This window comes from Pseudomonas fragariae (ex Marin et al. 2024), assembly GCF_059621105.1.
The window spans coordinates 4788373-4811769 of record NZ_CM184369.1; the positions used below are offsets into that span (position 1 = coordinate 4788373).

The following is a 23397-nucleotide window of genomic DNA, read 5'->3' on the forward strand; positions in this document are numbered from 1 at the left end:
CTTTCAAGGGAATCCCGTCATGAACGACACAGCACTGCCCAATGACCTGCGCCTGGACACCGTACGCACGGCCTACCAGTCCGGGCGGATATCCCCGCGCCAGCTGATCCTGGCGCTGCGCGAAAAAGCCGCAAGGCTGAACAGCGATTATCACCTGTTCATCCACCTGCTCAGCCCGGCTGAACTCGAGCCTTACCTGGCCGCACTGGACGATCGTGATCCCAGAGACCGGCCGCTGTTCGGCGTGCCCTTCGCGATCAAGGACAATATTGATCTAGCGGCCATTCCAACCACCGCAGCCTGCCCGGACTACGCCTACACACCCGAGCACTCGGCAAGCGTCGTCGCGCAACTGATCGCACTGGGTGCAGTGCCCATGGGCAAGACCAATCTGGACCAGTTCGCCACGGGTTTGAACGGCAGCCGCTCGCCCTATGGCGCCTGCCCCAACAGCGTATTGAACGAGTACCCGTCCGGCGGCTCGAGCGCCGGCTCGTCGCTGGCCGTGGCCCTGGGCGTCAGCAGCTTCTCGCTGGGCACCGACACGGCGGGCTCGGGCCGAGTGCCTGCGGCACTGAACAACCTGGTGGGAATGAAAGCCAGCAAGGGGCTGATTTCCACGGCGGGCGTGGTGCCCGCATGCCGCACGCAGGATTGCGTCTCGACCTTCACCGCCACGGCGCGGGAAGCCAGCGAGCTATTGGCACTGATCGCCGCCTTTGATCCGCGCGATGAGTACAGCCGTCGCAACCCGCTGTGGAACGACGCCTCGGCGTTCGGCACACCTCGCCCGTTTCGCTTCGGTGTACCCCGCGCCGAGGACCTGCAGTTCTTTGGCTGTGCCGAGGGGCCCGGACTGTTCAGCGCAGCCATCGACCACCTCACCGCGCTGGGTGGCGAAGCGGTCACGGTGGACTTGTCACCGTTTCTCGAAGCGGCGCGGTTGTTGTACGAGGGGCCGTGGGTGGCGGAACGCTACAGCGTCGCCGGGCAGTTGATGGAAGAACGTCCTGACGCGGTATTGCCGGTGATCCGCGACGTGCTGGCCAAAGCCCCCCAGGTCAGCGGAGTCGATACGTTTCGCGCGCAATACCGCCTGCAAGCACTCAAGGCGACGTGCGATCGGGCGCTTGAAGGGCTGGAGTGCGTAGTAACGCCAAGCATCGGCCGCCCGGTGACATCCGCAGAGCTGGCGGCCGAGCCGGTGTTGCGCAATTCGGAGCTGGGTTACTACACGAATTTCGTCAACCTGCTCGACTACGCCGCCGTCGCCGTGCCCAGCACGTTCATGAGCAATGGTCTGCCGTGGGGCGTGACGCTGTTCGGACGAGCGTTCACCGATCAGTACCTGCTCAGCCTGGCCGACGCGTTGCAGCGGCAAACCGGCCTGCCCTTGATTGGCGGCGAAGCACCTCGACTGCCTGCGCCGCAGAGCACTGCGCGCAACGATATGGCGCGGTTGGTGGTCTGCGGTGCCCATCTGGACGGACTGGCGTTGAACTGGCAGCTCAGGCAACGCGGGGCACGCCTGCTGGGAACCACGCAAAGCTCGGCCGACTATCGGCTGTATGCGCTGGCCGGTGGTCCGCCGTTTCGGCCCGGCATGGTGCGGGTGGCCGAACAGGGCGTAGCCATCGACGTGGAGGTCTGGGAGTTGCCAAGTGTCGAGCTGGGATCGTTCCTGACCGGCATTCCGGCACCGCTCGGGCTGGGCAAGGTGCAATTGGCCGACGGCCGCTGGGAGACCGGTTTCATCTGCGAAGCCTATGGCCTGGAGGGTGCCCGCGATATCAGCCAGCTCGGCGGCTGGCGTGCGCACCTGCAACAGCAGTAAGCGCAAGGCGGCACGCTCGGGCGTGCTGCCTCACTCTTTCAGCGCGCTGGCGTGTCGCGATACATAGTTGTGACCTTCCCCATCACGCTTCTCGAAATAATGGGCATTCATTCATTTTGACCGCACGTCATGAATCCCATCTGGAGTCCGCTTCGCCAGGACACGCTGTTTCACCCATCCTCATTGCTGCTGGAACAAACCAGCGTTCTGCGCCCCGAGCACAGCAGTAGCAGACACGACACGCTGAACGCATCGATACCGTTTACCCTGGCGGACGGCTTTTCAATGCCCGAACCAACGCCGTTGCCTGCGGTAGCGGAAGAAAGCGATCCGGAAGACGCCGCGCCACACATCGAACGTCAGCTCAGGGCCATGCGTAACAGTGCAGGCTTCCGGCTGATTGCCGACTCGCCATTGCTCCTGCAAGCCTGCCAGCTGGACATGGACTTTCCGCCGACCCGACAGGATTACGTTCGCCAGCACCTGACCGAGCTGCTCAGACAGAAAAGCGGCAAGGCACTCGACCCGGACGTCCTGCAGATCACCTTCAGCAACAATGACCGACCTGCTGTTGACGACAATGGACACGAGCATTACAGCGTCAGCCTGTCGCTGACCGATGTGGCGCTGGCCAGCTTCGAGCCTGCGCACTTCCAGGCGCTGTCGCGTAGCACCCTTGCCGATCTTTCACTGTGCGAAAACACGCCTGTGCTGACAACCGCGCAGATGTTCAAGCTGATTGGCGAGCTGCCGCTCAAACGCAATTACCACGCCGTACTGCAGGCTTTCAGAGCCCGACACGAGGCGACCTGGCGCACATTGTCGCGGCTGGCGTTCCTTGACAACCTGGCTCGGCAGCTCAATCACAGGCACATCAGCCGGGACGGCTATTGGCTGGCGCTGGACGCCATGGGACTTGACCGGTCTCCCATCGACACCGACACGATCAGCATGAGTGGACGAGGGGAAAAATCCGAGGTCCGGATCCTGACCCTGAATGGCAAACGGGTGCCGGAAATATTTCAGATCAGCTCGAAAACCACCTCGCACTGTTTCATTCACATCCTGGGTGCCAAGGGCAACGTCGTCGAATACATCAGCGATGATCCACGGCAAATGAGCAGACGCCTGTTGGCGGCGATGAACGCCTCGGGGCTCTACGGCCAGGTATTTCTTTCGCTTGAGCAGCATGCAGGCATCGTTGCCGAGGCGCCGCTGATCGAAGGCGACCTGTTCACCGCACTGACCCAGGCCTGGTTCGCCGGGCTTCTAGCCGACAGCCACGCGCGCAGCACGCTCGACCTGCTCAGACCGGTAGCGCGCAGTCTGGCGCTGGCTGGTGCAGCAGACCTGTGGCAGGTACAGCCAGGCATTCTGGAGCAGATCCCGGCTGCATCGAAAATGGCCGGCCAGGTCATGGCGAGCTATCTACAGGAAAACCACGCGCTGACGCTCAACCCCGAACAGGTATTCATCGCTTATCAACCCGGCTATTCGAGCAACCCCCTGGGCAACCCCAGATTGCCGCCTACGTATATTCACACGCCCGACCCGAGGCCGATCAGCCTGAGCGAGGCGCTGATAAGCAATTATCGAGTCGATCACCCAGCTGGCTACATCGACCACGGCGGCGGCACCATCGTCTTCCTCGACCCCACCGGGCAGGGCGACAGTGAGCAGGGTCAGTTGCTGGAGATCAGTCCGCAGGCGCTCGAGGATTACATCAGAGCCTTCGACTTTCTGACCTGGATGACCCAGCGCGTCCACGACTTCTGGGACCAGCGGAGAACCGCCATCGAACAGGCGTTCAGAACCACGTTCATCAGCCAGGCACTGATCAGCCTCAAGCGCGGCAGCCTCACGCGCAGCACCTTCGATCTGCTCGTGGAAACCCTTGCGCCCTCGGCGCCTGATCAATGGCGGTCACTCGGTTTTTTCGTCCAGGGCGCGTTGATCGACGGCATGCAACAACAGTACACCGGCCTGCTGGTGCTTGAGCAACCGGGCTCACCGAACGTGCTTTATCAGGCGGGCCACGCCGATGCGTTCATCGAGTTTGCAGATGACACGGCGCTGAAGCTGCATCTGAACCGGGCAACGGCCAATCCGGAATGGCGTGAGGCGGTCATGCGGTATGTTCCCCGCCGTCATCACCAGCGCCTGGACTACCTGCTCAAATTATGGGGCGGGACACAGGCGCCCAACCCACCCGTTTCCATCCTTCGCCCCTGGACCGATGCGCTGTACAACCCTGACACGCGACAGGCCATGAGCCACTCGTTGTGTGAAAAAAGGCTGGAAGACACGCCATTCGCTTTTCTACACCAACTGCTCAAACAGAACGCGCGGGATGACGCAGAGGATCAGATCGTCACGTCAACGCAGGTAACCCTGGCGGACTGGACCGACCGGCTGCAGCAATTACAGCGGCTGCTGGTGCCGATGTCCTTGTTGCTGACACCTGCGCTCGTTGCCTCCCTGGCGACGGAAATTGGCATCGCCTCGCTGGCCATTGCCGCAACCCATCTGCCGGGCAGCCGTTACGCAGAGAAAAACCAGGCGTTGCTGGCCACGCTAACGCTGGGCTTGCTGCAACTGGCTCCGCACACGCCAAGGCTGCTGCGCTCACTGAGCCGAATCGTCAAACCTGCCGTGCGTAACCGCCAAACCACCGCGATTACACTCAACCGGGCGCTCGGCACCCGGCCGTTGCGCAGGCAATTTGTCACGCCGCGGCAGACCCGGCTGGAGAAATTCTTTCACACCGACGCCCTGCTCAAGCGCTGGACGGTCAGCACTGCCGTCTCGTCAAACCTGTTGCAGGTCCATGCCTGGAAGCTGGGTAAAAGGTTCCTCTTATGGACGTCCGACAGAGGTCAGGCGCGCACTCTGGTGGTCAGCAGCCATGGGTACTACACGCCGTGGTCCCGAACGGTGAAGATCCCCAATGGCACCGAGATTCGCACCTACGCGCCGCATGGCTACGAACTGGTGGACCCGAAGCTGCATCGGGTCGTCAATAAGAACGCCCGGCCATTCGCCCGTTCCAACACGGCGGTGCACAGCGTGATGCAGCCCACACCGCTTGAACCACTGCTTCTCACCGACAAGTTGATAGCAGGCACTTCGCTGCCCGGCAGGCTGAAGAACTACAGCCTGTCCAAGTTTCAGACGACGACCAGCGAGACCTATGACGAGATCGCAAGCGTGGTGGGCAATTCGCGCGCCTCGCCCCTGCGCGGCTGGTTGCCGCCGACGCCGATGGATGTTCTGACAGTGCGCAATCGCTTCGGCATGCCCCCGCCATCGCTGGCCGACCTTTTCGAAAGCCTGTCCATGCAAGGCATCCATTACGACAGAATATTGCTGGTGCACTGCCGGTGTGCGGCGATATCGGCGCTGATGAACCGCTCACCCGTCTATCATGCCCCGGCAGCGAGCTCGGTGATTGCTAATATGGCCTGAACCGAACACCCCGATCATCCAGCAAGGCGCTTACTCTCGACATGACAACGGCCTCCCCTGACACCGCGCTGTGCCCCCTCTGCGGCTTCAGCAACCAATGCAGCCTCGCCGATCCGCGCACCGTGGACCAGCCCTGCTGGTGCTTTTCGCAAAGTATCGACCCGGCATTGCTGGCAGCGCTGCCGGATAACCTTCGCGACAAGGCCTGTCTGTGCCCGCGCTGCGCCGGGATCAAGGATGCTGCGCCAAATCCCCAGGCACGCCGGGCCACAGAGTAAGATGCGCGCCCCGTCCTTCGCTCGCCGTTATCGCCATGCGCCTTGATCGTTTCCTCAGCAACCTGCCACGCTTCAATCGTCAGCAAGTGCGCCTGGCGCTGGCCAGCGGACGGGTGCAGGTAGACGGCCAGGCAACCCGCGACCCGCACCACGAAGTACGCGAATTCAGTTGTGTGGCGCTTGACGAAGAAATCCTCCAGGCAGGCAAAGTCCCCCGCTACTTCATGCTGCACAAGCCCGAAGGCTGCGTCAGCGCGACGAGCGATGCGCAGCATCCGACCGTGCTCGATTTGCTGGACGAGCCTGACAAGCACGAACTGCACATCGCCGGACGGCTGGACTTCAACACCACCGGCCTGATGCTGATAACCAACGACGGTCAATGGTCGCGGCGCCTGACTCAGCCACAGAGCAAAATGCCCAAAGTCTATTACGTCGAGACCGAGCAACCGATCGACGAACGCTACGCCGCGAAATTCGCCGAAGGCCTGTATTTCGCATTCGAAGGCATCACCACGCAACCGGCGCAATTGACCTTGTTGGGGCCGCGCAGTGCGCGCCTGAGCATTGTCGAAGGCCGCTATCATCAGGTGAAACGAATGTTCGGCCACTTCGACAACAAAGTGTTGCGCCTGCATCGGGAGAACATCGGCATGCTGGCGCTGGACCCCGACCTGCGCCCCGGCAGCTACCGTGCGCTGAACGCCGGAGAAATCGGCCTGTTTTGAACGTCATGGCCGCCTGGCAGACGCTGGTCGGATCGGCACAGGCCTTTGATCGACTATCGCATGTCTGTCACGAAACGCGGGCAATGTCATAGGCACGCATACCTGTCTACGCCAGGAGTGAAACCTATGTCGCCAGAAAAAGCAGTGCTCGACATTCAAGGACAGTTTCGGGTTTATACCGAGCTCTACCGCACCGATGCCGCCGCCAAGACCATCATTCTGGTCAACGGCTCGCTGGCCACTACCGCATCATTTGCCCAGACAGTCCGCAGCCTTCATCCGGCCTTCAACGTGGTGCTTTACGATCAGCCCTATTCAGGCAAATCCAAACCGCACAACCTGCATGGCGCGCCACTGACCCGGGAAGAGGAAGGCCAGTTGCTGCTGGAACTGATCGATCACTTCAACGCCGAGCACGTGCTGTCCTTCTCGTGGGGCGGCGCAGCGACGCTGGTTGCCCTGGCGCATCGGCCAAAACGCATCGAAAGCGCAGTGATCAGTTCGTTCTCCCCAGTGATCAACGAGAAGATGCATGACTACCTGTGTCACGGCATCACGCACCTGGGCGCGCACAACCGTTATGACATGGGCCACTTGATCAACAACACCGTCGGCAAGCATCTGCCTACGTTGTTCAAACGCTTCAATTTCCGTCATATCAGCAGCCTGGATGCTCACGAGTATGACCAGATGCATTACCACTTCAGCCAGGTTCTGGAGCTCGACCCGGACAATTACCTGACCGCAGGCAAGAACATCACCGCCCCCGTGCTGTTCATCAACGGTGCCCTGGATGAGTACACCTGCGCGCACGAAGCAGCGCAGTTCTCCCGGTACCTGAACAATTGCAGCTTCAGCACCATCGACGCCACCGGCCACTTTCTGGACATGGAACACAAGGCCGCCTGCCGCGACTCGAAACAGGTGCTCATGAACTTCCTGCAACCGGCACAGGTGTCACGCGACGGCCATAACCGGGTTCAGGACTATCCGTCCCTGACCTTCTGAAAACCACACACCAAGCCACCGTCGGTTGCGGAACATTGTCATCTGGCGGTTGGTTTTCGGGGTGAGTATCAGGGGGCAAAGCGCTGCGGGGTAAAATTAGCGCTTCAAATCGAGGCAGGGTTCTGGTACAAAGTCAGCCGCTCAGAGCAGCTCTCAGAGCGGGTATAGTTTAGTGGTAAAACGAAAGCTTCCCAAGCTTTAGTTGAGGGTTCTTATTGGACACCCCTCCTTGGTGCATGGTAAAAACGCGTAATGCGGGTATAGTTTAGTGGTAAAATGAAAGCTTCCCAAGCTTTAGTTGAGGGTTCGATTCCCTCTACCCGCTCCACCTTTCAGCCAATGATTCCGGGCATCCCAGGCAATCCGAACCTAGGGCCCAAGCCCGTAAAATTCTCTCGCAGCCCCTCGAAAACCGCCCCCCCATAAGTCCCGAAAATCTGGTGCACCGTCGACGCCCTCTACACGGCGCCTTGTCCATACCGCTTTCCCCCTTTCGCTCACTCAATAACTCCATAAAGACTCAATCTGCAGACATGCCAGCAGAGCTTGAATGGTGCACCCCCAACCATCTTGAAACCAGCCAGAGGGAGTGCACGGACTGGCCATGCTCCCCCAGACAACCAAACTGACGAAATCGAAACGCGGAATCCATAACTTGGAAACGCGATCACACCATCTCGACGTACCGCAGCAGTCGAAACTGAACCTCAGTCGTCCTTCACTCGGCTCGCCGCCTTTTCGCGCTCGCGCTGGCGGAATCGCTTAACGAAGCTGCTATCGATTAACTCATCTACTTCCAGCTCAAGTGCGCAGTTGACCAAAGATGACATTGAGTTATCGGACAGTGAGAAGCTATTCGGAATCCATCCATGGCGCCTAGCTCGATTTGAATCAAGACTGGCCTCAAAGGCTTTCAAAAAGTCCGCAAGTCCCGAACGCCGCCCTTCTGTAGCTGCAATTGCAGTTGGGCCGTTAGCAACTGTGACCGCCTTCCCGGCATCGGCACCAATAGTAGTCACGAACTCACTAATCGATGGCCAGTACTTCAGATCAAATTGATAGGTCAGTTTATCTAACTGCTTCTCAATATAAGACTCGAAGAGACCATTGCCTTTACCTGCATCACGAGCGACGTCAATAATATGATAGTGAGTTTCGCTGCTAAAACTCGTTTTCTCTTGAACTTCAGTGCGCCGAGAAATCAGGTCACTCAACAACTTTGATACTTCCGCAATCCTTACATTCAAGTCAGTCAACTCGTCCCTCGCTTCACGAGCCTCTTTGACTCTTTGGGGATTCCAAGAATATACCGTGGTATTGAGTACGTCGAAGAATGACGTAAGCGCGTTGGGTTGATCTGCCAATGTCCCGTATAGCTCGACGTAAGCGTCCGAAAGCTCATGAGTGCGAGTGAGAAGCCGTAGGATGCGCGCATTGATGCTAGGCCAAATCTGGTTCTCTACGTTGTACCGGTAGTCCTCGCGAAGAACGTTCTCACACGATTCGATTGCAACAGCGCGGTTAGTGACTGTCATTTTGCTTACCTGATGTATGGGATGAGCAGATGATAAGGTCTCAACCACTAAGCGTCGGTACCTATCCGAGAATAAATTTGCAGGTTACAGGTACCACTTAGCGCCCTCGTCACAGACTGCTCCCACATCAACACTCTGCAGGCACAGATAGACTTGTGTCCAAATAATCCCGCGACAACTTAGCGCCTACCCACTCAGCGAGGCGCAGTCATTCTTTACAGTAAAGTAAAGTTAATCCGAAAAAGCATGAGTGGCGAATCCCCTCCCTTTCAGTAACACTTAACCTACTTTGCTACAGGTAAACAAAATGAACGTGGCCACCCCATCTCCCGTCGACGACCTGCTCAATCCTAGCGAGACCGCGTCACGCCCTGTCAGGATTCTCGCAGCAGCAGGCAGGATGTTTATCGAGCATGGCTACGAGGGCGCGAGCATGGAAGAGATCGCCAAAGCGGCAGCGGTCACCCGCCAGACCCTCTATAACCGCTACCCCGAAGGCAAAGAATCGCTATTCGTCGCGGTGGCGGAACGCATGTGGAAGGCGTTTCCAATCATGAACGTCGCCAGCGATGAGTCGGCATTGGCTGACCCCAGAAACGGACTCCGACAGATCGCCATTGAGTTTGCGGGCTTTTGGTCTGGGCCAATGGCCGCTGATTTCCTACGCATGGTGATCCGGGAAGGTCGGCGCTTCCCACTGCTGGCCAGCCGATTCGATGAAGTCATACAGGAGCCCGCCATGACCGTTGTAAGCGACTATCTCGGTGAATTGGCGCTGCGGGGTATCCTGGCAGTTCAAGAGCCTAAGATCGCTGCTCGCGACTTCATGGGCATGATTGACGGTCGAGTCCTGTGGACTCAGGTCAGAGGCAACAGCGAACCCCTCGTTCGCGATGAAATCGAACAGATAGTAGACCGAACAGTGGACATTTTTTTACGTTCGCTAAGGCACTGAGAGGCGCGTCCAAACCTCTTGCGCAAGGTAAAACCCCGTGCCTTAGGAGTACCAAAATCCCTAAAGCCCCTTGATACCCGCTCAGCCCTCACGCCTAACTGCGCCGACAGTTAGACAGGGAGCACAAACGTTGAAAGCCAGAGGCCGAGCCATGAGCCCCAACAAGCACGTCGAGGCAGGCTAGTAGCACATTCGGCGACGGCCCAAGAGGCCTCTAGGGCCGAATTTCAAGCAGACTCACCCCTTCGGCGGGTACGGATCGTTGCCATATGAATCACGATCCCGAATCTTGCCATCCTTGCCGTGTATCAGCACTTCGCTTTTCTGGTTCTGCGCTATCCCCCGAGCCGCATCAGCAGCCTCTTGCTGAGTTCGATGATGAGATGTGTCCTTGGAATTGCCTTCCCCTCGAACTGCCCACCCATCATCACGCTTCACCACGTGCTGGTTTTTGCCTTTACCTGCCATGTGACACCTCGCTGAATAAGGTTACTTAAAGCTAGCAGCACGGCGCCAAAACACAATATGTAGGGACAAAAAAACACAACCAACACGCTATGTAGTGAATTCAGAGTCAGCGCACCCAATTGAACCAGCCAGCTTGGCGAAGGCGGAGACCCGTCGGAAGATCAGAAGTCAGCATTTTCGAATTGCTCACGCGAAGCTTCAGACAAGCGCTCATCATCTGTTTCGTACTTCACCTTGCTGATTGAGTGATAGACGAGGCTGTCGCTCACATATTGGATGCAAGGCCCATCAGACCGCTTCGGGCCCAAGATCATGTAGCCGTTCCGGATACGTCCCACGGTGGATGTCGCCGCGCACGCTACGTGGGAGAACAGCACGATATTGCTACCTGCGCTTTCCTGTACCGACTTGAAAATCACACCATCAATACGGGGCTTGCAGTGAATAGCAAGGTACTCGGCGATAACCTGCGTAGTCAGGTAATCCCGTTCTGATCCAGGCAGCACGGGCACAGTGATCTCATCGTGCAGGAACTTCAGGAAATCCCGCCGCCCCGCCTTAGAGTTGTATTTGGAGTCAAAGAAACTTGGCGCAGGCCCAAGATCTGCGCTTTCGAAACGCCCGAAATCCAATACCTTGACCGTCCTGGTCAACCTGAACCTACCGCTCACAACCTTGCTACCCACTGGAGGCCGGAGCTCTGCGACACAGGTCTTGCGCTCAAATGCTCCGTAGAACGCAGGGACACCGACAGGGTTCATCCGGCCCTCCCCGGCACGTTCCTTAGGCGGAGCCCCGAGGTTGCGTGCTGGGTCGGCGGCGATCTCGGAGACACTGCCCGAGGCCATGCAAGTCCGCGCCCGGTAGATCGCAGGATCGTCTTCAGGTGTGAGCAAGCGTACAACGGCGTGTTCATCCGATGAAGCTGAGTACTTGTCCAGGTCTTTGAAAAGCCAGTCCAGGAACGTCTTGGCGCTTTCATTAAAGAAGCGGACACCATGCTTCATGCCCTCTTGAAACTCACACCATTGGTGGCCAATGTCATCCAACCTGAACGGTTGCCTGGAATACTGAATGTCGTCGCTGTACGACGTTAGTCCTCTGCACACAGCACCCACAACGGGTTCAATGTTGTCGCAGCCAAAGATCTCGCTGACCCAGTATTCAATGCTCTCCCCTTCCTGGTAGTCAACGAGCCCATCGCTCCAGCGCCGTCCGTACTCACCTTCACAGATGTGGGTACCAAGGATTTCAGTGACCTTGGATACAAGCTTAGAAAGAGGTATGCACTTGCGGATAGAGCTACACAGGCTGCACGTGGAAGATGCCCCCTCGCGCTGAATCTGCCGCCCCAGGTAGGGGTCGTGCACGCAACGATAACAAACCACCTTCGCACCCTCGCCGTCCTTCACATTGTCCTCTCGCATGGTGCTGGCAATACCTGAGCCTGTTCATAAGGTGCGCATGATGGCTGAAGCGCTGCGATTCGAATACCACCGGCGCCAAGCTGCTCCCTCGACCATCACGGCTATCGTTTGGAACGTGATTGGGCCCGTCGTACCCACTTTCAATTGTTTTTCACTTCAAGTGATGCAGTGTTAAATCCTCCCCATGTGTTTGACGCTCCCTTGCCCGCCCAGAGCGGGCTTTCTTTGGACTGATCCTTACCCAGCAAAACCAGAGCGCCTAATCACCTCTGCCACGTCGATGCGAGCCCCCACAGCTCCATGAAAGCTCGCATTCTAGGAATGATGGTACGCTGTGACGCTTACTCGACTGTTCGCTTAAACAGGTCGATTAGGTTACTCAGAAGGTTGCACAGGATGGCAAAGAAACCCAAATTCTACGCAGTCGTCCAAGGACGGAAGCTCGGTATTTTCAGTGCTTGGGAAGGTGGTGCTCGCTTGTCCATTGAGCGATTTCCGGAGGCTAAGCACCAGTCTTTCGCCACACTCGAACTGGCGGAAGAATGGTACCGCCAACAAAGCCCTACGCCCGGTTCAAACCACTCCCCTGTCCTCCACTTCAGCACTGAAGGCATGGAGAACCGGTCGGCCACTGCTCCCCAACAAGCGGCCTTGGACGGGATCGTTGCTAGGCGATACGTCATCTACCTGATCCTCGATCCCGTGACTGAAGAGCCCTTCTACGTTGGGCTGACGACCAACCTTGAAAGGCGACAGCGCGCCCATCTGGGACGTGCCAAACTCAATACGAAGCGGGCCGCAACCAAAATTGCCGAGATCCTCGGCGCCGGCATGACACCCATTTTCAAAGTTGTAGAATCCTGTGGCTCGGAACAGGACGCGTTGGACGCAGAAACGCGATGGGTCGAGGAATGTACGGCAAGAGGTCACATCGTCTGGAATCGGTGGAAGGAACATCAGGATATCCAGGCTGTTCGATTAAAGCCGAAGCTGGAAATGGATCGGATCGTTGGTGACGGCCCTTTCTTTCTCGGCCCCTATCCGTATAAGTCTCGATTCGAGCTAAAAGAGAGGCTCAGCGCATTCTTAATCAAGGCCTCATCGGGCTTGATCGAGCATCCCATAGCCATAGAAAAGCTCAAGCTGATATGGTTAACGACCAGGCATTCGGGGGACGTGAGCGAGTTTCGCATCGTCAGCGGGGCAGTCAGGCATCAGCTCGAAGCAGTACTGGTGTCAGGGAGTACCGTCGACTTTGACTACGGCTCCGTGATAGACCGCCTCCCTTGAGTACCTTGGCACACGCGAGGCTGCAGGCGAGTCCAACCAAAGCCATTCGTTAGCGCTGACGGCTCAAGTGCAGGAGCGACGGCGTACCCGCCCGATGCATATCTGATTGATCGCCGTTATTTTCAGCGAAGAACGGATTATTCAGGCCCAAGAAATCAGCCATCCAAGCTTTTTCCTCTGCACTTGGCTCATAGGAATATGCCGTTTCACCCTCCACTTGTTATGCCAGTTCGCGCCAATATCTCGGATGACCAACTGCATCCAGAAAAACAAGCTCGCAGGACACATAGCACATCCAGATTCCCGAGGTCAGGAACTGAATGTCTAATTACAGGGACTCCTCAGAGCCTGTGTACTCACGAATGGGAGTCAGTTGCTTATCCGACCGCTCCCATCATCTTGTCATAGTGCTCCTCAAACCCTGTCCTCACGAACACCTGCCTGAACCGCTCCACGTAGTGAGCCGGCTCAATCTCACCAAAATCCGTGAGGTTGACCGCATCGGCGTGAGACTCACGATTAACGTATCGATACAGGGCCTTAAAATCTGCATCCTCATCGGCCAACGCCACGAGCGCCTCCTGAAGCACGTCCTGGCGGTGCACAAATGTGAAGTAGTACTCCAGGATATTCCGCATCATGTTTGGAATGACGGTCGCAGAGGTACGCCCTGCCTGGGCATCCTTGATGGCCTGCCAGAATGATTGGTAGTCATTCTGTACGTCAGTGGCCTTCATGGGCGTGATGACGCTGTGTGCAGCCTTGGTGATCCGGAACAACGAGAACTCGTCCGATTTTTTTAGGTGCTTGAGCATCTCGTGAAAGAAGAACAGGTTGTGCGTCAGGATGAAGACCTGCTTGAAGCGCTCTTTCGGGCTGAGTACTCGCCGGTGGATCATGGAGGCGATGTCGTAAATGTAGTTATGAGAAAGGCTTGATATGGGATCGTCGATGACGATGATACGCTCGCTTTTCAGCTTGGAACCGTTTTCATCGAGCTCGCCGTTACAGACTTCAAGAAAGTATAGGAAGGAGATCAACGTCTTCTCACCCTCGCTGAGCGTCTTGAACACGCCGGCCTGCTGGTCGGGCCTTTGCAGCTTGTAACGAGGAAGCTCACCCTCCTCTCTGACAACCAGAAAGCCCTTGAGCCCGAGCACAGCCAACGACGTGTTGATGCTGTCGATGGACTGGTCGATGTTCGTGATCTTGGCTTTGCTCAGAGCAATAGCATCCCGGTGAACCTGAGCCTTTATGCGGATCTCGTCAGCCAGCTTTCGCTTCTCCTCCTTTTTAACACCAAGCTCGCTATGTACCTTTCTCGCGGACGTGATGACCGTGTCGCAGCTCGCTCGAAAGCAGTTCCAGAAACGCGTTTTGATGTTCTCCAGGTGGGTTTTCTTGTCTTTTACCTTGAGGTTGAAGGCATCAATCTTCTGCTGATCTTCCGCGATCAAGGCGTTGATTCCGCTGAGCAGAGCCTCGGTCGACTCCAGCGTGATAACCATCGATGGACTCGCCAATTTGGCAGCCAGCTCTTGAATGTTTTGGGTGAATAATGCGTCCAACCTTGCCAGAAGTGCCTGGTACTCAGGAGCCCGATACTCCGCACGCTGGGACTGGCCTTTCAATCGAGCGACACCGCCGTCGTATCGGTTTTTCAGAGCTTTCAGCTGAGAGACCCGCTGCTCGTACGTTTTGTCGAACACCTTCCGGATTTCATCGTAGAAACCAGCTGGCAGGGTTTGCTGGCAAAACGGACACTGCTCGCGTTCGTGAAACTCAAGGGCATGCTTGACCCAGTCCGAGTTACCCAGATCAGTAATCAACGCGGAAAGGTACGAGTCGCCGGATCCGGAAATGACTTCGGAAAGCAGGGGGCTGGTTTCAACCTCGCTTTCTGCAAATCTGAGAGTAGGTATCGCAGGGAGCTCGGTATCTCCCGCAGACTGCAACTGCTCCGCCTCAGTTGCCAACGCGGTGAAATCCTCACTCGATGTCACAAGCGCAATATCACGTAGTTTGTCGCCGAGGCGCTCTTTGGTATTGGGCCCAACGAGGCAATACCGGAGAGGGCCGGTTTCGAAAGGTTTTTTTAGGGCCCATAGCTGATCCAGCATGTCCGCTTTTTTGGCTTTCTGAGAGTCGCCAAAAGCGTTCCCTGCCGCCACCTCGGCCTGATGTTCAGTCAACACCTGTTTGAGGGCCAGCTCGGCAGCCTCCAGCTCTTTCTCTGCCTCGATATTGCCTTCATTGAGCGTGAAGATGCCGGCCTGCGAACTGGCCTGGAAGTTGGCCTCCATGAAGGTATGGTTGTACACCAACACCTCACGCTCCGCTAAAGCAGGCTGAGTCTGGCATTGGTGATACCGCAAATCAGCAGGGTCTTGGAGGTAGTTCCCAATGGTGGTTTTGCCCGTGCCATTGTGCCCATAGAACATGTTCACTTTCGTGAGTGGGCCGACCTGGGAGTTGAGCTCGGGCGAGTAGCTCGATACGCCGCGCAGTATGAGATTCTTGATCACGTCGCTGTCCTTAGCTGCCAGAAACTAACACGTCCGTATCCTATTACTGACACGCCCAAGAGGAAAGACCGCCTTCCTGGCCTCACGCCAAAGCCACTACTGCAAGTAAATGCCTCCCCGTTGCCACAGCATCAGCGCAGTGTCAGATCGGGAGGTTGATGAAGCTTTAGCAGCGTGATACCGTCGAGCTTCGATTTATCTGAATCGAGCGGTCGGTCAGCAAAGCCTTTGCGCATCAGGTGTTTCTCCCTTCTTTTCGCACGCACTTCGACGATAGTCAGCGGAAAGCCGACACCCTGACGTATTGGAGAATTGCCATGCGCCTTCCGATCTATGCCCAAGATTTGCTGCCCAATGCAGCCTTCAAGAAGCTCGCCAAAAGCCTCAAAAACAGGTGGCCAGTCCAGCCCTCGATCCAGCAAACGCTAGCCAACGAAATCCTTTCTAAAGGCTTGGGGTATCTGGACTATTACGAGCTCAGAAGTTCGTCCCTAAACTGCCCTCCTGAAACGCCGACACCTTCCGAAAGGGACGCGCGCGCCGGGATTGTGGCTGCACTTGCTTCTGCTCTCCAATCCGCCAATGAGATATCCGTCACTCTTAGCCGCCTGGAAGCTTTCGTAGAAACACTTCCGTTGACAGCCTTGACCGCCTTCAAAATGGCGGCTTCAAGCGCCACATCATCGCTAATCACCAAGCCGTTAACGCTCGACCCGACACCAGGTCAAGTCTGCCCAGTGAATCTTACCTGCCCTGCAAAGACAACTCCGATGTACACAGCTCCAATGATAAGAACGGAAATACCCACCCCTTTCGGGCGTCCCGAGAACTCGATTAGCCAGAAGGAGATTGAGGCACTCAGGCAGGTTGTCAAACGCACAAGTAGTCTGCGCGACCAGAGTATTTTTCTTCTGTTGGAGTCTGGGCTGCGAGCAAATGAAATCCTCAGCAGTCAGGTACCCCATGTCCGCAATTTTGAACCCAGCTCGTACCAGTTCAAGATTTTTAATAGCAAAAGTCGACCAGTCGTAACGAGAGCAGACGCGATTGGGAAATACATCGACTCAGCGGGACTAGCTCCGGGGGATTACCTGTTTCCGTCTAAAGAGGATCCCGCGACACCAATGTCTGCCCATGAGCTCTGGCAGATTTTTCGCTCGTGGCAAAAGGATGCTCGACTCGCGACCCCGCAGCGCAGCCCACGAAGTCTGAGAAACGCGGCCATCCTCAAGTCGGTGATCAAAGGCTCTGCGCTCTCTTCACCTGAGCAGATCGCTACGCGGGTGGGGCACCTTTACCAGTACACGACAGAGCATTATACGGCTCTGAGTGACACTGATCCTGCGAGCGCCCGCAGCGAGAAAACGCAAAAGAAATAACGAGATTCTTAGGCCACGGGTGCATCTGATCACATGGGCCAAGCCACGGTGCCCAGATGGCTAATAACTCCGCAGGGCGTCTTACATAACGCCCTTTTTCCATGCGGCGGTACCCTAGTCACATGCCAAAGCCCAAGAGATAGAAAAGGCCTTTTGGGCCCTCACAGCGCGCAGGAGAACAAACCATGAAAGTTCAGGCAAGTCAGTTTGTAACAACTACTAATGACCGCGTGCTTACCGATGACGGTCAGCAAGGGATGCGTGGCGAGCAGGGTATCGGTTCCTCAACAGAGCGACAGCAAGGTCACGTCGCTGCAGCGATCTACGCGAGTTGCGGCCAGTTGGATAATCGCCAACTGGATGAGATCATCGAATGGGTTAGTCTTTTCAAAAGATAATCGAAAGCTAAAACAACGAAGCCACGCCCCCCGTGTGGGCCCCAGCCGTTGCGCCAAGATAGCCGTTGCCCCGCTGGGCGCCTCGCAGAAAGCAATTAATCCAGCGCGGCGCCCACCAGCTATGCCTGATCCAAGGTATCCTGCCAGCATCGCGGGGTGGTTGGCCCTGCCTTCGATACAAGCGCCCAGATGCCCATCAAATTCATTCTCTTCGATGCCTTCGGCACCCTGCTCCAGATCACGAAAGGCCGGCACCCCTATCGCCAAATCCTCAAGGCAGGCATCCGCCAAGGCCGCAGACCTCAGCCGGACGACCTCCGCCAGATCCTCACCCGCAACTTGAGCCTCACCGATGCGGCAGAGCTTTTTGGAATCAAAATTCAGCCCGCACACATGGCTGATATCCAAGGTGACCTTGAGGCAGATCTGAGTGCTATCGAACCGTTCGAGGATGGCCAGCGTGCAGTGGAAAGGTTGCAGGCTGCGGGCCTCAAAATAGCGATCGCGTCGAACCTAGCTGCACCCTACGGAGCTGCGGTTCGACGTTTTTACCCAACAGTAGACGCTTATGGGTTTAGCTTTGCCGTCGGGGCCATGAAGCCCGAACCGTTCCTCTACCGAGCAACCTGTGAGCTGCTAGGGGCCGATACTACCGACTATTTCGGTGACAACAGCGTTGTAATGATTGGTGATTCGCCTCGATGTGATCGTGACGGCCCCAGGGAGGTGGGCATGAGGGGGTACCTTTTGAATCGCGCGGGTGGAAAGGACTTCACCAACCTAGCGGATTTCACCGACGCAATACTGTCCAGCGATGCGCAGCGAGGGCATTTGTGGAACCCCTAATGCGGCAGTCGCTAAAGAGGCTGATGAAATCGACCAGACGAGCAACCCCGTTACCACGATTGGGTATCCCGCACTATATCGGCTGGAACTGCTGCGTTTGACGCAGCCAGCTCCCGCCGCACACTGATGTCAGGCGTGCTTTGCCTGGATATCTTCTACCCCTCCACGAAAGGCACCAGGTAGTTGACCAGTCTATCTGCCCGGATCGGCGAGTGCTCGATTGAAAGCTGACACTGCCCTTCAAGCTCGATATCGGTTAACTGAGACTCACATAGATCTTTCAGCAATACCCGGGATTCAGCAACCAGTTGGTTCAACCGATCAAGCGTGAGCGCATAGCTCTCATGCGCTGACGCTGCAGCGGTTGCCTTGTTTGTGGGGTGCACCACCACACGATGACTTGAGTAGCCGGGGTAGTTTCGGACAAACCACTGCTCTGCGACCAGAAGCTGACCATGCTCCTCCTTGGTCAACGGGTTTTTGTCCTGTTTGCGACTTTTTGCTTCCAGGATCAGAGCAGTCTTGTTGGGGAGCAGCCAAAGTACATCAGGCCCCTCCCCACCAACGTCATGGCGCTCTGTAGTAAGCCCTATCAAGCTACCGAGTTCTGCGAGCGCCTGCTCGAACTGATTGGCAGAGGCGCTGCCGTGCAACTTGGACACCACCTCCTCGAAGCGTTGAAGCAGGCCACGCCTGATCCGGTATCCACGTAGCTGAACGGCAATCGCTGCGCCTTGTGCGCCAGGAGACGCCAGGGGCCGGTAGGGAGGAGCAGTGCGTGGACGCAAAAGGTTGCGGTTCGCCGAAAACGCCGATCGTTGGAGCTCGTCGCTGCGCTCGGCTTGCCCCCAGTTTTCCGCGATACGGCCTGCCAATTGGTACAACCAGCCACGTGTTTGATCATCCACCGCGCCCTGAACACCTGCTAACTGATCCAGGCGTTCGATAGCTTTGTCATAAAAGCCGTCGGCCCAAAGGTTGAAGGCCTTGCGTTCCGTTGAGGCCGCATTGAACCGCTTCGGGTCTGGCGCCTCTGGCCCAACGTTTTCCGCAAGGGTTGCGGCATGGTACTCAATCCATCCGATGTCCCGATTGATGCTGAGCGCGATTGTATTGGTCAACTCGTTGACGTCACTGACTTCTTTGCTGACCGTCGACCCCATTTCGAGCTGTGCCCGAGTCGCGCTCGTGAGCAGCCTGAAGTTCGCGTCCTTGGCAATCCAACCAGCCAAGTCCGAGCCAAGCAGCAGCACTACGCAATGGTCGCCAGCCCCACGCGCTCCGCGTCCGATCCCCTGCTCTATCCGCTGAGCGAGCATGCGACTGATAGTAGCGCCACCATAGAGGGTCGCAGCACGTAACAGCTCATAATCAGACGTGCCGGAGGGAAGCCCTTCCATCACCAGTACTCTGCAAGAGTCACCGGGTAGATCAATTCCATCGTAACGGTTGGCAAATACGAATGGCCCATTGGTTCTACGCGACTGCAAAGCCTCGATCGCAATCTCCACTTGGTCTGAGCCTTCCGCGAACTGCGCAGTGTCAGTCCATGCCTGCGCAGCATAGTTGGCGTGCACCAAAGCCACAGCCCCCAGGTTCATCCCAGCCACTTGCTTGAGCGTTGACTTAGCGACCTGTTGCGGATCGAAATCAAAGGGCATTAGGCTTGGGATCAGGATCATCCGCTCACTGATTCCCGCGAGAGACCTAGAGGTTAACGCGTTGTTTACGAGCTGAGGATCGGCGTCGAACGTGCGGACAATTTCACTATCGTCAGCGATGGTCGCCGACATGTAGATACGTCGGGGAGCATCAGCGAATGTGGGGAAATTGTTTACCTGGGGCAGAACACTCGTAATGGTGAAAGCTTTGCCACTGATCAGCGCATGGCACAGATGCAGATTGTCTCGCAGCAATGGCCAAGCATACGGAACGTTCGCACCGTCGCCTCGCAACATTCCCCGTACGGTATCCAACTGCTCATTCCAGGCCCAATAAGGTACTTCCACAACGCCGCTGTTGAGGCCTGAAACGGTATCGTCAAAAGTGCCTAGTCGATCGATGTCTCGAAAAGCATTGCGGAACAAGGTGCACAGCGCCCCGTACGTTTCCTTGTCTTTCTCAGAGGAAACCTCAAGGGTGAACGACTCGCGCACCACAGAGAATGCTACGTGGGCGTCATCGAGGATCACGGCACCTACTCGAATGGGCATTTTCTGCCCACGAACCCCAAACTTGCTATGGCCGTTGAACAAAGCTTTGTACGAGGCGACCATGACAGCCTTGCCGTTCACAAAGTCGTCGTGCAGGGTCTGGCCCCGGATGTATGGGACAGCGAGAATTCCCAGCGATCTCGCTTTCTCCAAGGTCTGCTTAACTAACTGCGTGGTCGGAGCCAGATACAGAACGGGCTCTTTGAGGTCATTCAGAGTTGACTGAGCGATCAGCAGACCCACTAGGGTCTTCCCGCCCCCAGTGTGGAGCTTGACGACCGTATCACGCTCATCCTTACGCTCGAACCATGCCTCCAGCACCTCGGCTTGACTGGTGTACAGATCATTGATGCCTTGTGGCTTAGGCATGCGTCTGAAGATTTCCAGGGGATCGATAGGAGCAGGTCGCAGAGACTGCGATCTGAGTTTGTTGAAGTCCACCATCCTTGTTTACCTCGCAGTCGCTATTGAGCTTTAGTCGCTCATGTTCATTGGGTTATATCTCATCTTCTACGATTACTTGTTCTGCTTTGCCATGCTGGAAACCCGCGATCCAGCCACGGGACTATTCCCAGCCTGGGCTATAAATGCGCTCGCCGCATTAGGCCATATTTGTGAGCTGTCAAATGGTGTCTGGCCTCCTAGGCCAATCCCGAGGAATCAGGGCATCCTCAGAGAGCTTGTTCCACCGCTTGCGAGTAGCCGCGACGTAACGGGGGTCATCCCCGAAGAAGGCGTGCTCAATCAGCAGTACCTGCAGACCTTCCTGGGCAGCCGTCTCATTGAAAAGAAAGTCGATGTGTCGACGCATGGCCGATACCTCTTCGTTTTCTCCAATCGACGACTCGTCTTCCCCACGTTGCGGGTAGTAGGGTCGGCTAATCTGGTCGAACGCGAGGAAGGCTGGTACTGGAGCATTGATTTCACCCAGGTACTTCTGCAGCGCGAAGGACAGGGCAATGTGGATCGCCAGGTAGTTTTCGTCCGACCCTGCATCATGCAGACGGAGAACGGCTCCTGTGCCCTCCTCGATGATCGCCACCTCCGGAGGCTTGGAAGAAAACTCAAGGTCTGCCCCAATGCATGGCGCGACCGTAGGCAACTTGGCGAACGCCTCCGACAGGTATTGCGACACCTTGCGTTCGGCGCGAGAGAGCAACACTTGCTTGGAGTTACTGTCGATCAGCGCTTCGAGTCTGAGAATCTGCTCATGCAGAACACTGAGGTCAGAGCCGGGTTGCGGCCTGGTCGGATTCATCTCCAAAAACTGCGACACCTTACCCAGCAGATGGGAATGGTACCGGGCCAAGCTATCCATTTGCTTGGCTTCATCACTTTGCCGAACCCAAGTCTTGATGCGCTCATCGGTTTCACGCAGCTTGATATTGAGTTGATCGATCTCGATCTGTAACGAGTCTTCATGTTCGATCAGGCGCGGCCTGACACTCTCGACCGCCACGCTTTCCGATCGTACGATCTTGATGGATTGGTGGATCGCTTCAGAAATCGCAATGCCACGCTCCGTCGGTGTGTCGCACAACGGACAGGTGCCAGAAGCTGGCTGAAGATGCTCGGCAATCTTCAGTTTCTCGTACTGGCGTTGGACAGCGCCCTGAAAACCCACCATGTCCTGAAGGGCCGAACGGGTCGCACGGGATTGCCTGCGCGCTTTCTCGATGTCACTCAGTAGGCTACGCCGCTTTTCGTACAGGTTACCTAGCTCGCTTTCGTTGGGGTTCGACACAGCTTTGGCATTGATCCGCTTGACCCGTTGCAGGATGGCTTCCAATTCCTGCTCGGTAGCATCGTCCGAGGGGAGGTCACATAGGCCGCTGCGACTAGCATCGAGCAGCAAGCGCATGGCGTGTTTTTTGTACTCGCTGCCGGCTGCCTGGCGAGTTCGCTGCTGTCGCTCCTCTCGCTCAAGCTGCTTGCGAAGATCGCGCAAACGCCGCTCCTGGAGCACGGTGTCCTCGTTCACGACTCGCAAGAAATAGGGCATCGTCTCGATGATCGCTGGAGCTTCGTCAGCCTGATCTAGCCCATGAAGCAAAGCCGTTTCGTTATAGATGACATCCTTGGGAACGAACATGTAGGCCGTGGCGTGGCGCACCGTTGGGCGCCATTTACGGGCGATCTTGTCATCGGAAACGTCAGACACACCGCCGATGCCAAATGCTCGTTCGATGAAGGCTTTACCCGCATCGACCGTCGTAGCACCTTGGAGCTGGTGAGCAGTGTCGGGAATTGGCAAATTCCGCCCATTGCTGACGAACATCTTGGTGCTGGTGCCTTGGCCAACAGGCGGGACAAGGCGCGCCGTAATCATTTGCGCGCCATCCAGCACCCACTTCACACCGACCGCCACACTGTGGCGTTTCACATGAGCTGCGAGTTCGCACTTGCTGGAGCCAAGGCAGTAATCGATGGCTTTGATCAGAGTGGATTTACCCGTACCGGAGGCACCGGTAAAAATGTTCACCTCACCCAGCCGCAGATCAAGGATGCGAACCCGCCCGCCTTCGCCGATAAAAAAGATGTTTGAGATGTTCCAGCGGCTCACAATTCTAGCCCCATCATGTCGAATACAGTCCGTGTAGTGCCGGCCAGGGCAAACCAGCAGCCCAAGCGGTCAATGTTCTTGAAAATGTTCCGGGTCTCCTCACTCAATTGCTTGGTGAGGACTTTGCGGAACGAGGCTGCGCCCAAGACGAGTCGACCTTCGGCATTGACCATGAGCAATTGGCTGAAGCATGCAAACTGGATCGCCTCGGTAACGATATCCAGGGAGCCATTCACTCGATCTGCAAGCCGGATCTGAATGAAGGGGCTTCGATGCAGCCACTCCAATAGGCCCGTCCTTCGATCGGTACCCGCAAAGGTAGACGCTAGGTCACCTGACAGCGCCAGCGGCAAGGCTGCGTAGCACAACGTGAGGTCTGGCGGCGTGTTGCTGCGAGAGCAGTACTCTGAAACAAAGTGGGTCAGTAACGCAGCACAATAGGCCGGGTTGGTTTCGGCATAGATGTCGTGGGCAATGGCCATACT

The 23397-nt window shown here is 56.8% G+C and carries 17 protein-coding genes and 1 tRNA gene; 11 read left to right on the forward strand and 7 right to left on the reverse strand.

What is annotated here, in order from left to right; genetic code table 11:
- Positions 1-19 precede the first annotated feature (19 nt).
- The 6 genes from atzF to AC54XV_RS20775 all read left to right on the forward strand — a co-directional run bounded on the left by atzF (position 20) and on the right by AC54XV_RS20775 (position 7641).
- The gene (atzF, locus tag AC54XV_RS20750) at positions 20-1834 is read left to right on the forward strand and encodes an allophanate hydrolase (RefSeq protein WP_058822868.1); all 1815 of its coding nucleotides are present in this window, start codon (positions 20-22) and stop codon (positions 1832-1834) included.
- Between the two features lie 129 nt (positions 1835-1963).
- Positions 1964-5299 (forward strand): dermonecrotic toxin domain-containing protein, encoded by a 3336-nt coding sequence (locus AC54XV_RS20755; RefSeq protein ID WP_058822869.1) that lies wholly within the window; start codon positions 1964-1966, stop codon positions 5297-5299.
- A gap of 41 nt (positions 5300-5340) precedes the next feature.
- Positions 5341-5577, forward strand: a complete 237-nt coding sequence (locus AC54XV_RS20760) for a cysteine-rich CWC family protein (protein ID WP_024642869.1) — start codon at positions 5341-5343, stop codon at positions 5575-5577.
- A gap of 35 nt (positions 5578-5612) precedes the next feature.
- A complete protein-coding gene (locus AC54XV_RS20765) occupies positions 5613-6305 on the forward strand; it encodes a pseudouridine synthase (protein ID WP_024650669.1) in 693 nt (230 codons plus the stop codon).
- Between the two features lie 126 nt (positions 6306-6431).
- Positions 6432-7313: an alpha/beta fold hydrolase gene (locus AC54XV_RS20770; RefSeq protein ID WP_058822870.1), complete on the forward strand. Its 882-nt coding sequence runs from the start codon at positions 6432-6434 to the stop codon at positions 7311-7313.
- Between the two features lie 254 nt (positions 7314-7567).
- A tRNA-Gly gene (locus AC54XV_RS20775) sits at positions 7568-7641 on the forward strand.
- Between the two features lie 379 nt (positions 7642-8020).
- Here the strand turns inward: AC54XV_RS20775 and AC54XV_RS20780 are convergent.
- The gene (locus tag AC54XV_RS20780) at positions 8021-8848 is read right to left on the reverse strand and encodes a hypothetical protein (protein WP_330750760.1); all 828 of its coding nucleotides are present in this window, start codon (positions 8846-8848) and stop codon (positions 8021-8023) included.
- 307 nt (positions 8849-9155) lie between these two features.
- On the opposite strand from AC54XV_RS20780, the gene AC54XV_RS20785 reads away from it, so the two are divergent.
- Entirely contained in the window at positions 9156-9803 is a 648-nt protein-coding gene (locus AC54XV_RS20785; RefSeq protein ID WP_060409111.1) for a TetR/AcrR family transcriptional regulator, read from the forward strand.
- A 237-nt stretch (positions 9804-10040) separates the two neighbouring features.
- Here the strand turns inward: AC54XV_RS20785 and AC54XV_RS20790 are convergent, their stop codons facing one another.
- Complete coding sequence (locus AC54XV_RS20790; RefSeq protein WP_080265828.1) at positions 10041-10271, reverse strand: DUF2188 domain-containing protein; 231 nt, start codon at positions 10269-10271, stop codon at positions 10041-10043.
- Positions 10272-10432: 161 nt separating this feature from the next.
- On the reverse strand, positions 10433-11698 hold the full coding sequence (locus AC54XV_RS20795) for an RES domain-containing protein (RefSeq protein WP_330750758.1): 1266 nt from the start codon (positions 11696-11698) through the stop codon (positions 10433-10435).
- A gap of 396 nt (positions 11699-12094) precedes the next feature.
- Here AC54XV_RS20795 and AC54XV_RS20800 point away from each other — a divergent pair, with 396 nt between their 5' ends.
- A complete protein-coding gene (locus AC54XV_RS20800) occupies positions 12095-12988 on the forward strand; it encodes a ribonuclease H1 domain-containing protein (RefSeq protein WP_496717191.1) in 894 nt (297 codons plus the stop codon).
- A 377-nt stretch (positions 12989-13365) separates the two neighbouring features.
- Here the strand turns inward: AC54XV_RS20800 and AC54XV_RS20805 are convergent, their stop codons facing one another.
- Positions 13366-15513 carry an AAA family ATPase gene (locus AC54XV_RS20805; RefSeq protein WP_496717192.1) on the reverse strand — a complete coding sequence of 716 codons (2148 nt, stop codon included), beginning with the start codon at positions 15511-15513 and terminating at the stop codon, positions 13366-13368.
- Between the two features lie 317 nt (positions 15514-15830).
- Here AC54XV_RS20805 and AC54XV_RS20810 point away from each other — a divergent pair, with 317 nt between their 5' ends.
- The 3 genes from AC54XV_RS20810 (at position 15831) to AC54XV_RS20820 (ending at position 18136) form a co-directional block, all read left to right on the forward strand.
- Positions 15831-16892, forward strand: a complete 1062-nt coding sequence (locus AC54XV_RS20810) for a tyrosine-type recombinase/integrase (RefSeq protein ID WP_330750755.1) — start codon at positions 15831-15833, stop codon at positions 16890-16892.
- A 185-nt stretch (positions 16893-17077) separates the two neighbouring features.
- Positions 17078-17290: a hypothetical protein gene (locus tag AC54XV_RS20815; protein ID WP_057420164.1), complete on the forward strand. Its 213-nt coding sequence runs from the start codon at positions 17078-17080 to the stop codon at positions 17288-17290.
- A 189-nt stretch (positions 17291-17479) separates the two neighbouring features.
- Positions 17480-18136, forward strand: coding sequence for an HAD family hydrolase (locus tag AC54XV_RS20820; RefSeq protein ID WP_330750754.1), 657 nt, complete (start codon positions 17480-17482; stop codon positions 18134-18136).
- Positions 18137-18291: 155 nt separating this feature from the next.
- Here AC54XV_RS20820 and AC54XV_RS20825 read toward each other — a convergent pair whose 3' ends face one another.
- The 3 genes from AC54XV_RS20825 to AC54XV_RS20835 all read right to left on the reverse strand — a co-directional run bounded on the left by AC54XV_RS20825 (position 18292) and on the right by AC54XV_RS20835 (position 23394).
- On the reverse strand, positions 18292-20718 hold the full coding sequence (locus AC54XV_RS20825; RefSeq protein ID WP_496717193.1) for a DEAD/DEAH box helicase: 2427 nt from the start codon (positions 20716-20718) through the stop codon (positions 18292-18294).
- A gap of 253 nt (positions 20719-20971) precedes the next feature.
- Positions 20972-22912 (reverse strand): DUF3732 domain-containing protein, encoded by a 1941-nt coding sequence (locus AC54XV_RS20830; RefSeq protein WP_330753397.1) that lies wholly within the window; start codon positions 22910-22912, stop codon positions 20972-20974.
- Complete coding sequence (locus AC54XV_RS20835) at positions 22909-23394, reverse strand: three component ABC system middle component (protein ID WP_330750747.1); 486 nt, start codon at positions 23392-23394, stop codon at positions 22909-22911. Before AC54XV_RS20835 ends, AC54XV_RS20830 begins: the two co-directional genes overlap by 4 nt.
- Between the last annotated feature and the right edge of the window lie 3 nt (positions 23395-23397).

Coding starts and splice junctions, on each gene's coding strand:
- AC54XV_RS20765 (WP_024650669.1), top strand. CDS start 5,613: ATGCGCCTTGATCGTTTCCTCAGCAACCTGCCACGCTTCAATCGTCAG.
- AC54XV_RS20755 (WP_058822869.1), top strand. CDS start 1,964: ATGAATCCCATCTGGAGTCCGCTTCGCCAGGACACGCTGTTTCACCCA.
- AC54XV_RS20770 (WP_058822870.1), top strand. CDS start 6,432: ATGTCGCCAGAAAAAGCAGTGCTCGACATTCAAGGACAGTTTCGGGTT.
- AC54XV_RS20800 (WP_496717191.1), top strand. CDS start 12,095: ATGGCAAAGAAACCCAAATTCTACGCAGTCGTCCAAGGACGGAAGCTC.
- AC54XV_RS20820 (WP_330750754.1), top strand. CDS start 17,480: ATGCCCATCAAATTCATTCTCTTCGATGCCTTCGGCACCCTGCTCCAG.
- AC54XV_RS20785 (WP_060409111.1), top strand. CDS start 9,156: ATGAACGTGGCCACCCCATCTCCCGTCGACGACCTGCTCAATCCTAGC.
- AC54XV_RS20815 (WP_057420164.1), top strand. CDS start 17,078: ATGAAAGTTCAGGCAAGTCAGTTTGTAACAACTACTAATGACCGCGTG.
- AC54XV_RS20780 (WP_330750760.1), bottom strand. CDS start 8,848: ATGACAGTCACTAACCGCGCTGTTGCAATCGAATCGTGTGAGAACGTT.
- AC54XV_RS20760 (WP_024642869.1), top strand. CDS start 5,341: ATGACAACGGCCTCCCCTGACACCGCGCTGTGCCCCCTCTGCGGCTTC.
- AC54XV_RS20795 (WP_330750758.1), bottom strand. CDS start 11,698: ATGCGAGAGGACAATGTGAAGGACGGCGAGGGTGCGAAGGTGGTTTGT.
- atzF (WP_058822868.1), top strand. CDS start 20: ATGAACGACACAGCACTGCCCAATGACCTGCGCCTGGACACCGTACGC.
- AC54XV_RS20835 (WP_330750747.1), bottom strand. CDS start 23,394: ATGGCCATTGCCCACGACATCTATGCCGAAACCAACCCGGCCTATTGT.
- AC54XV_RS20790 (WP_080265828.1), bottom strand. CDS start 10,271: ATGGCAGGTAAAGGCAAAAACCAGCACGTGGTGAAGCGTGATGATGGG.
- AC54XV_RS20810 (WP_330750755.1), top strand. CDS start 15,831: ATGCGCCTTCCGATCTATGCCCAAGATTTGCTGCCCAATGCAGCCTTC.
- AC54XV_RS20825 (WP_496717193.1), bottom strand. CDS start 20,718: ATGCCTAAGCCACAAGGCATCAATGATCTGTACACCAGTCAAGCCGAG.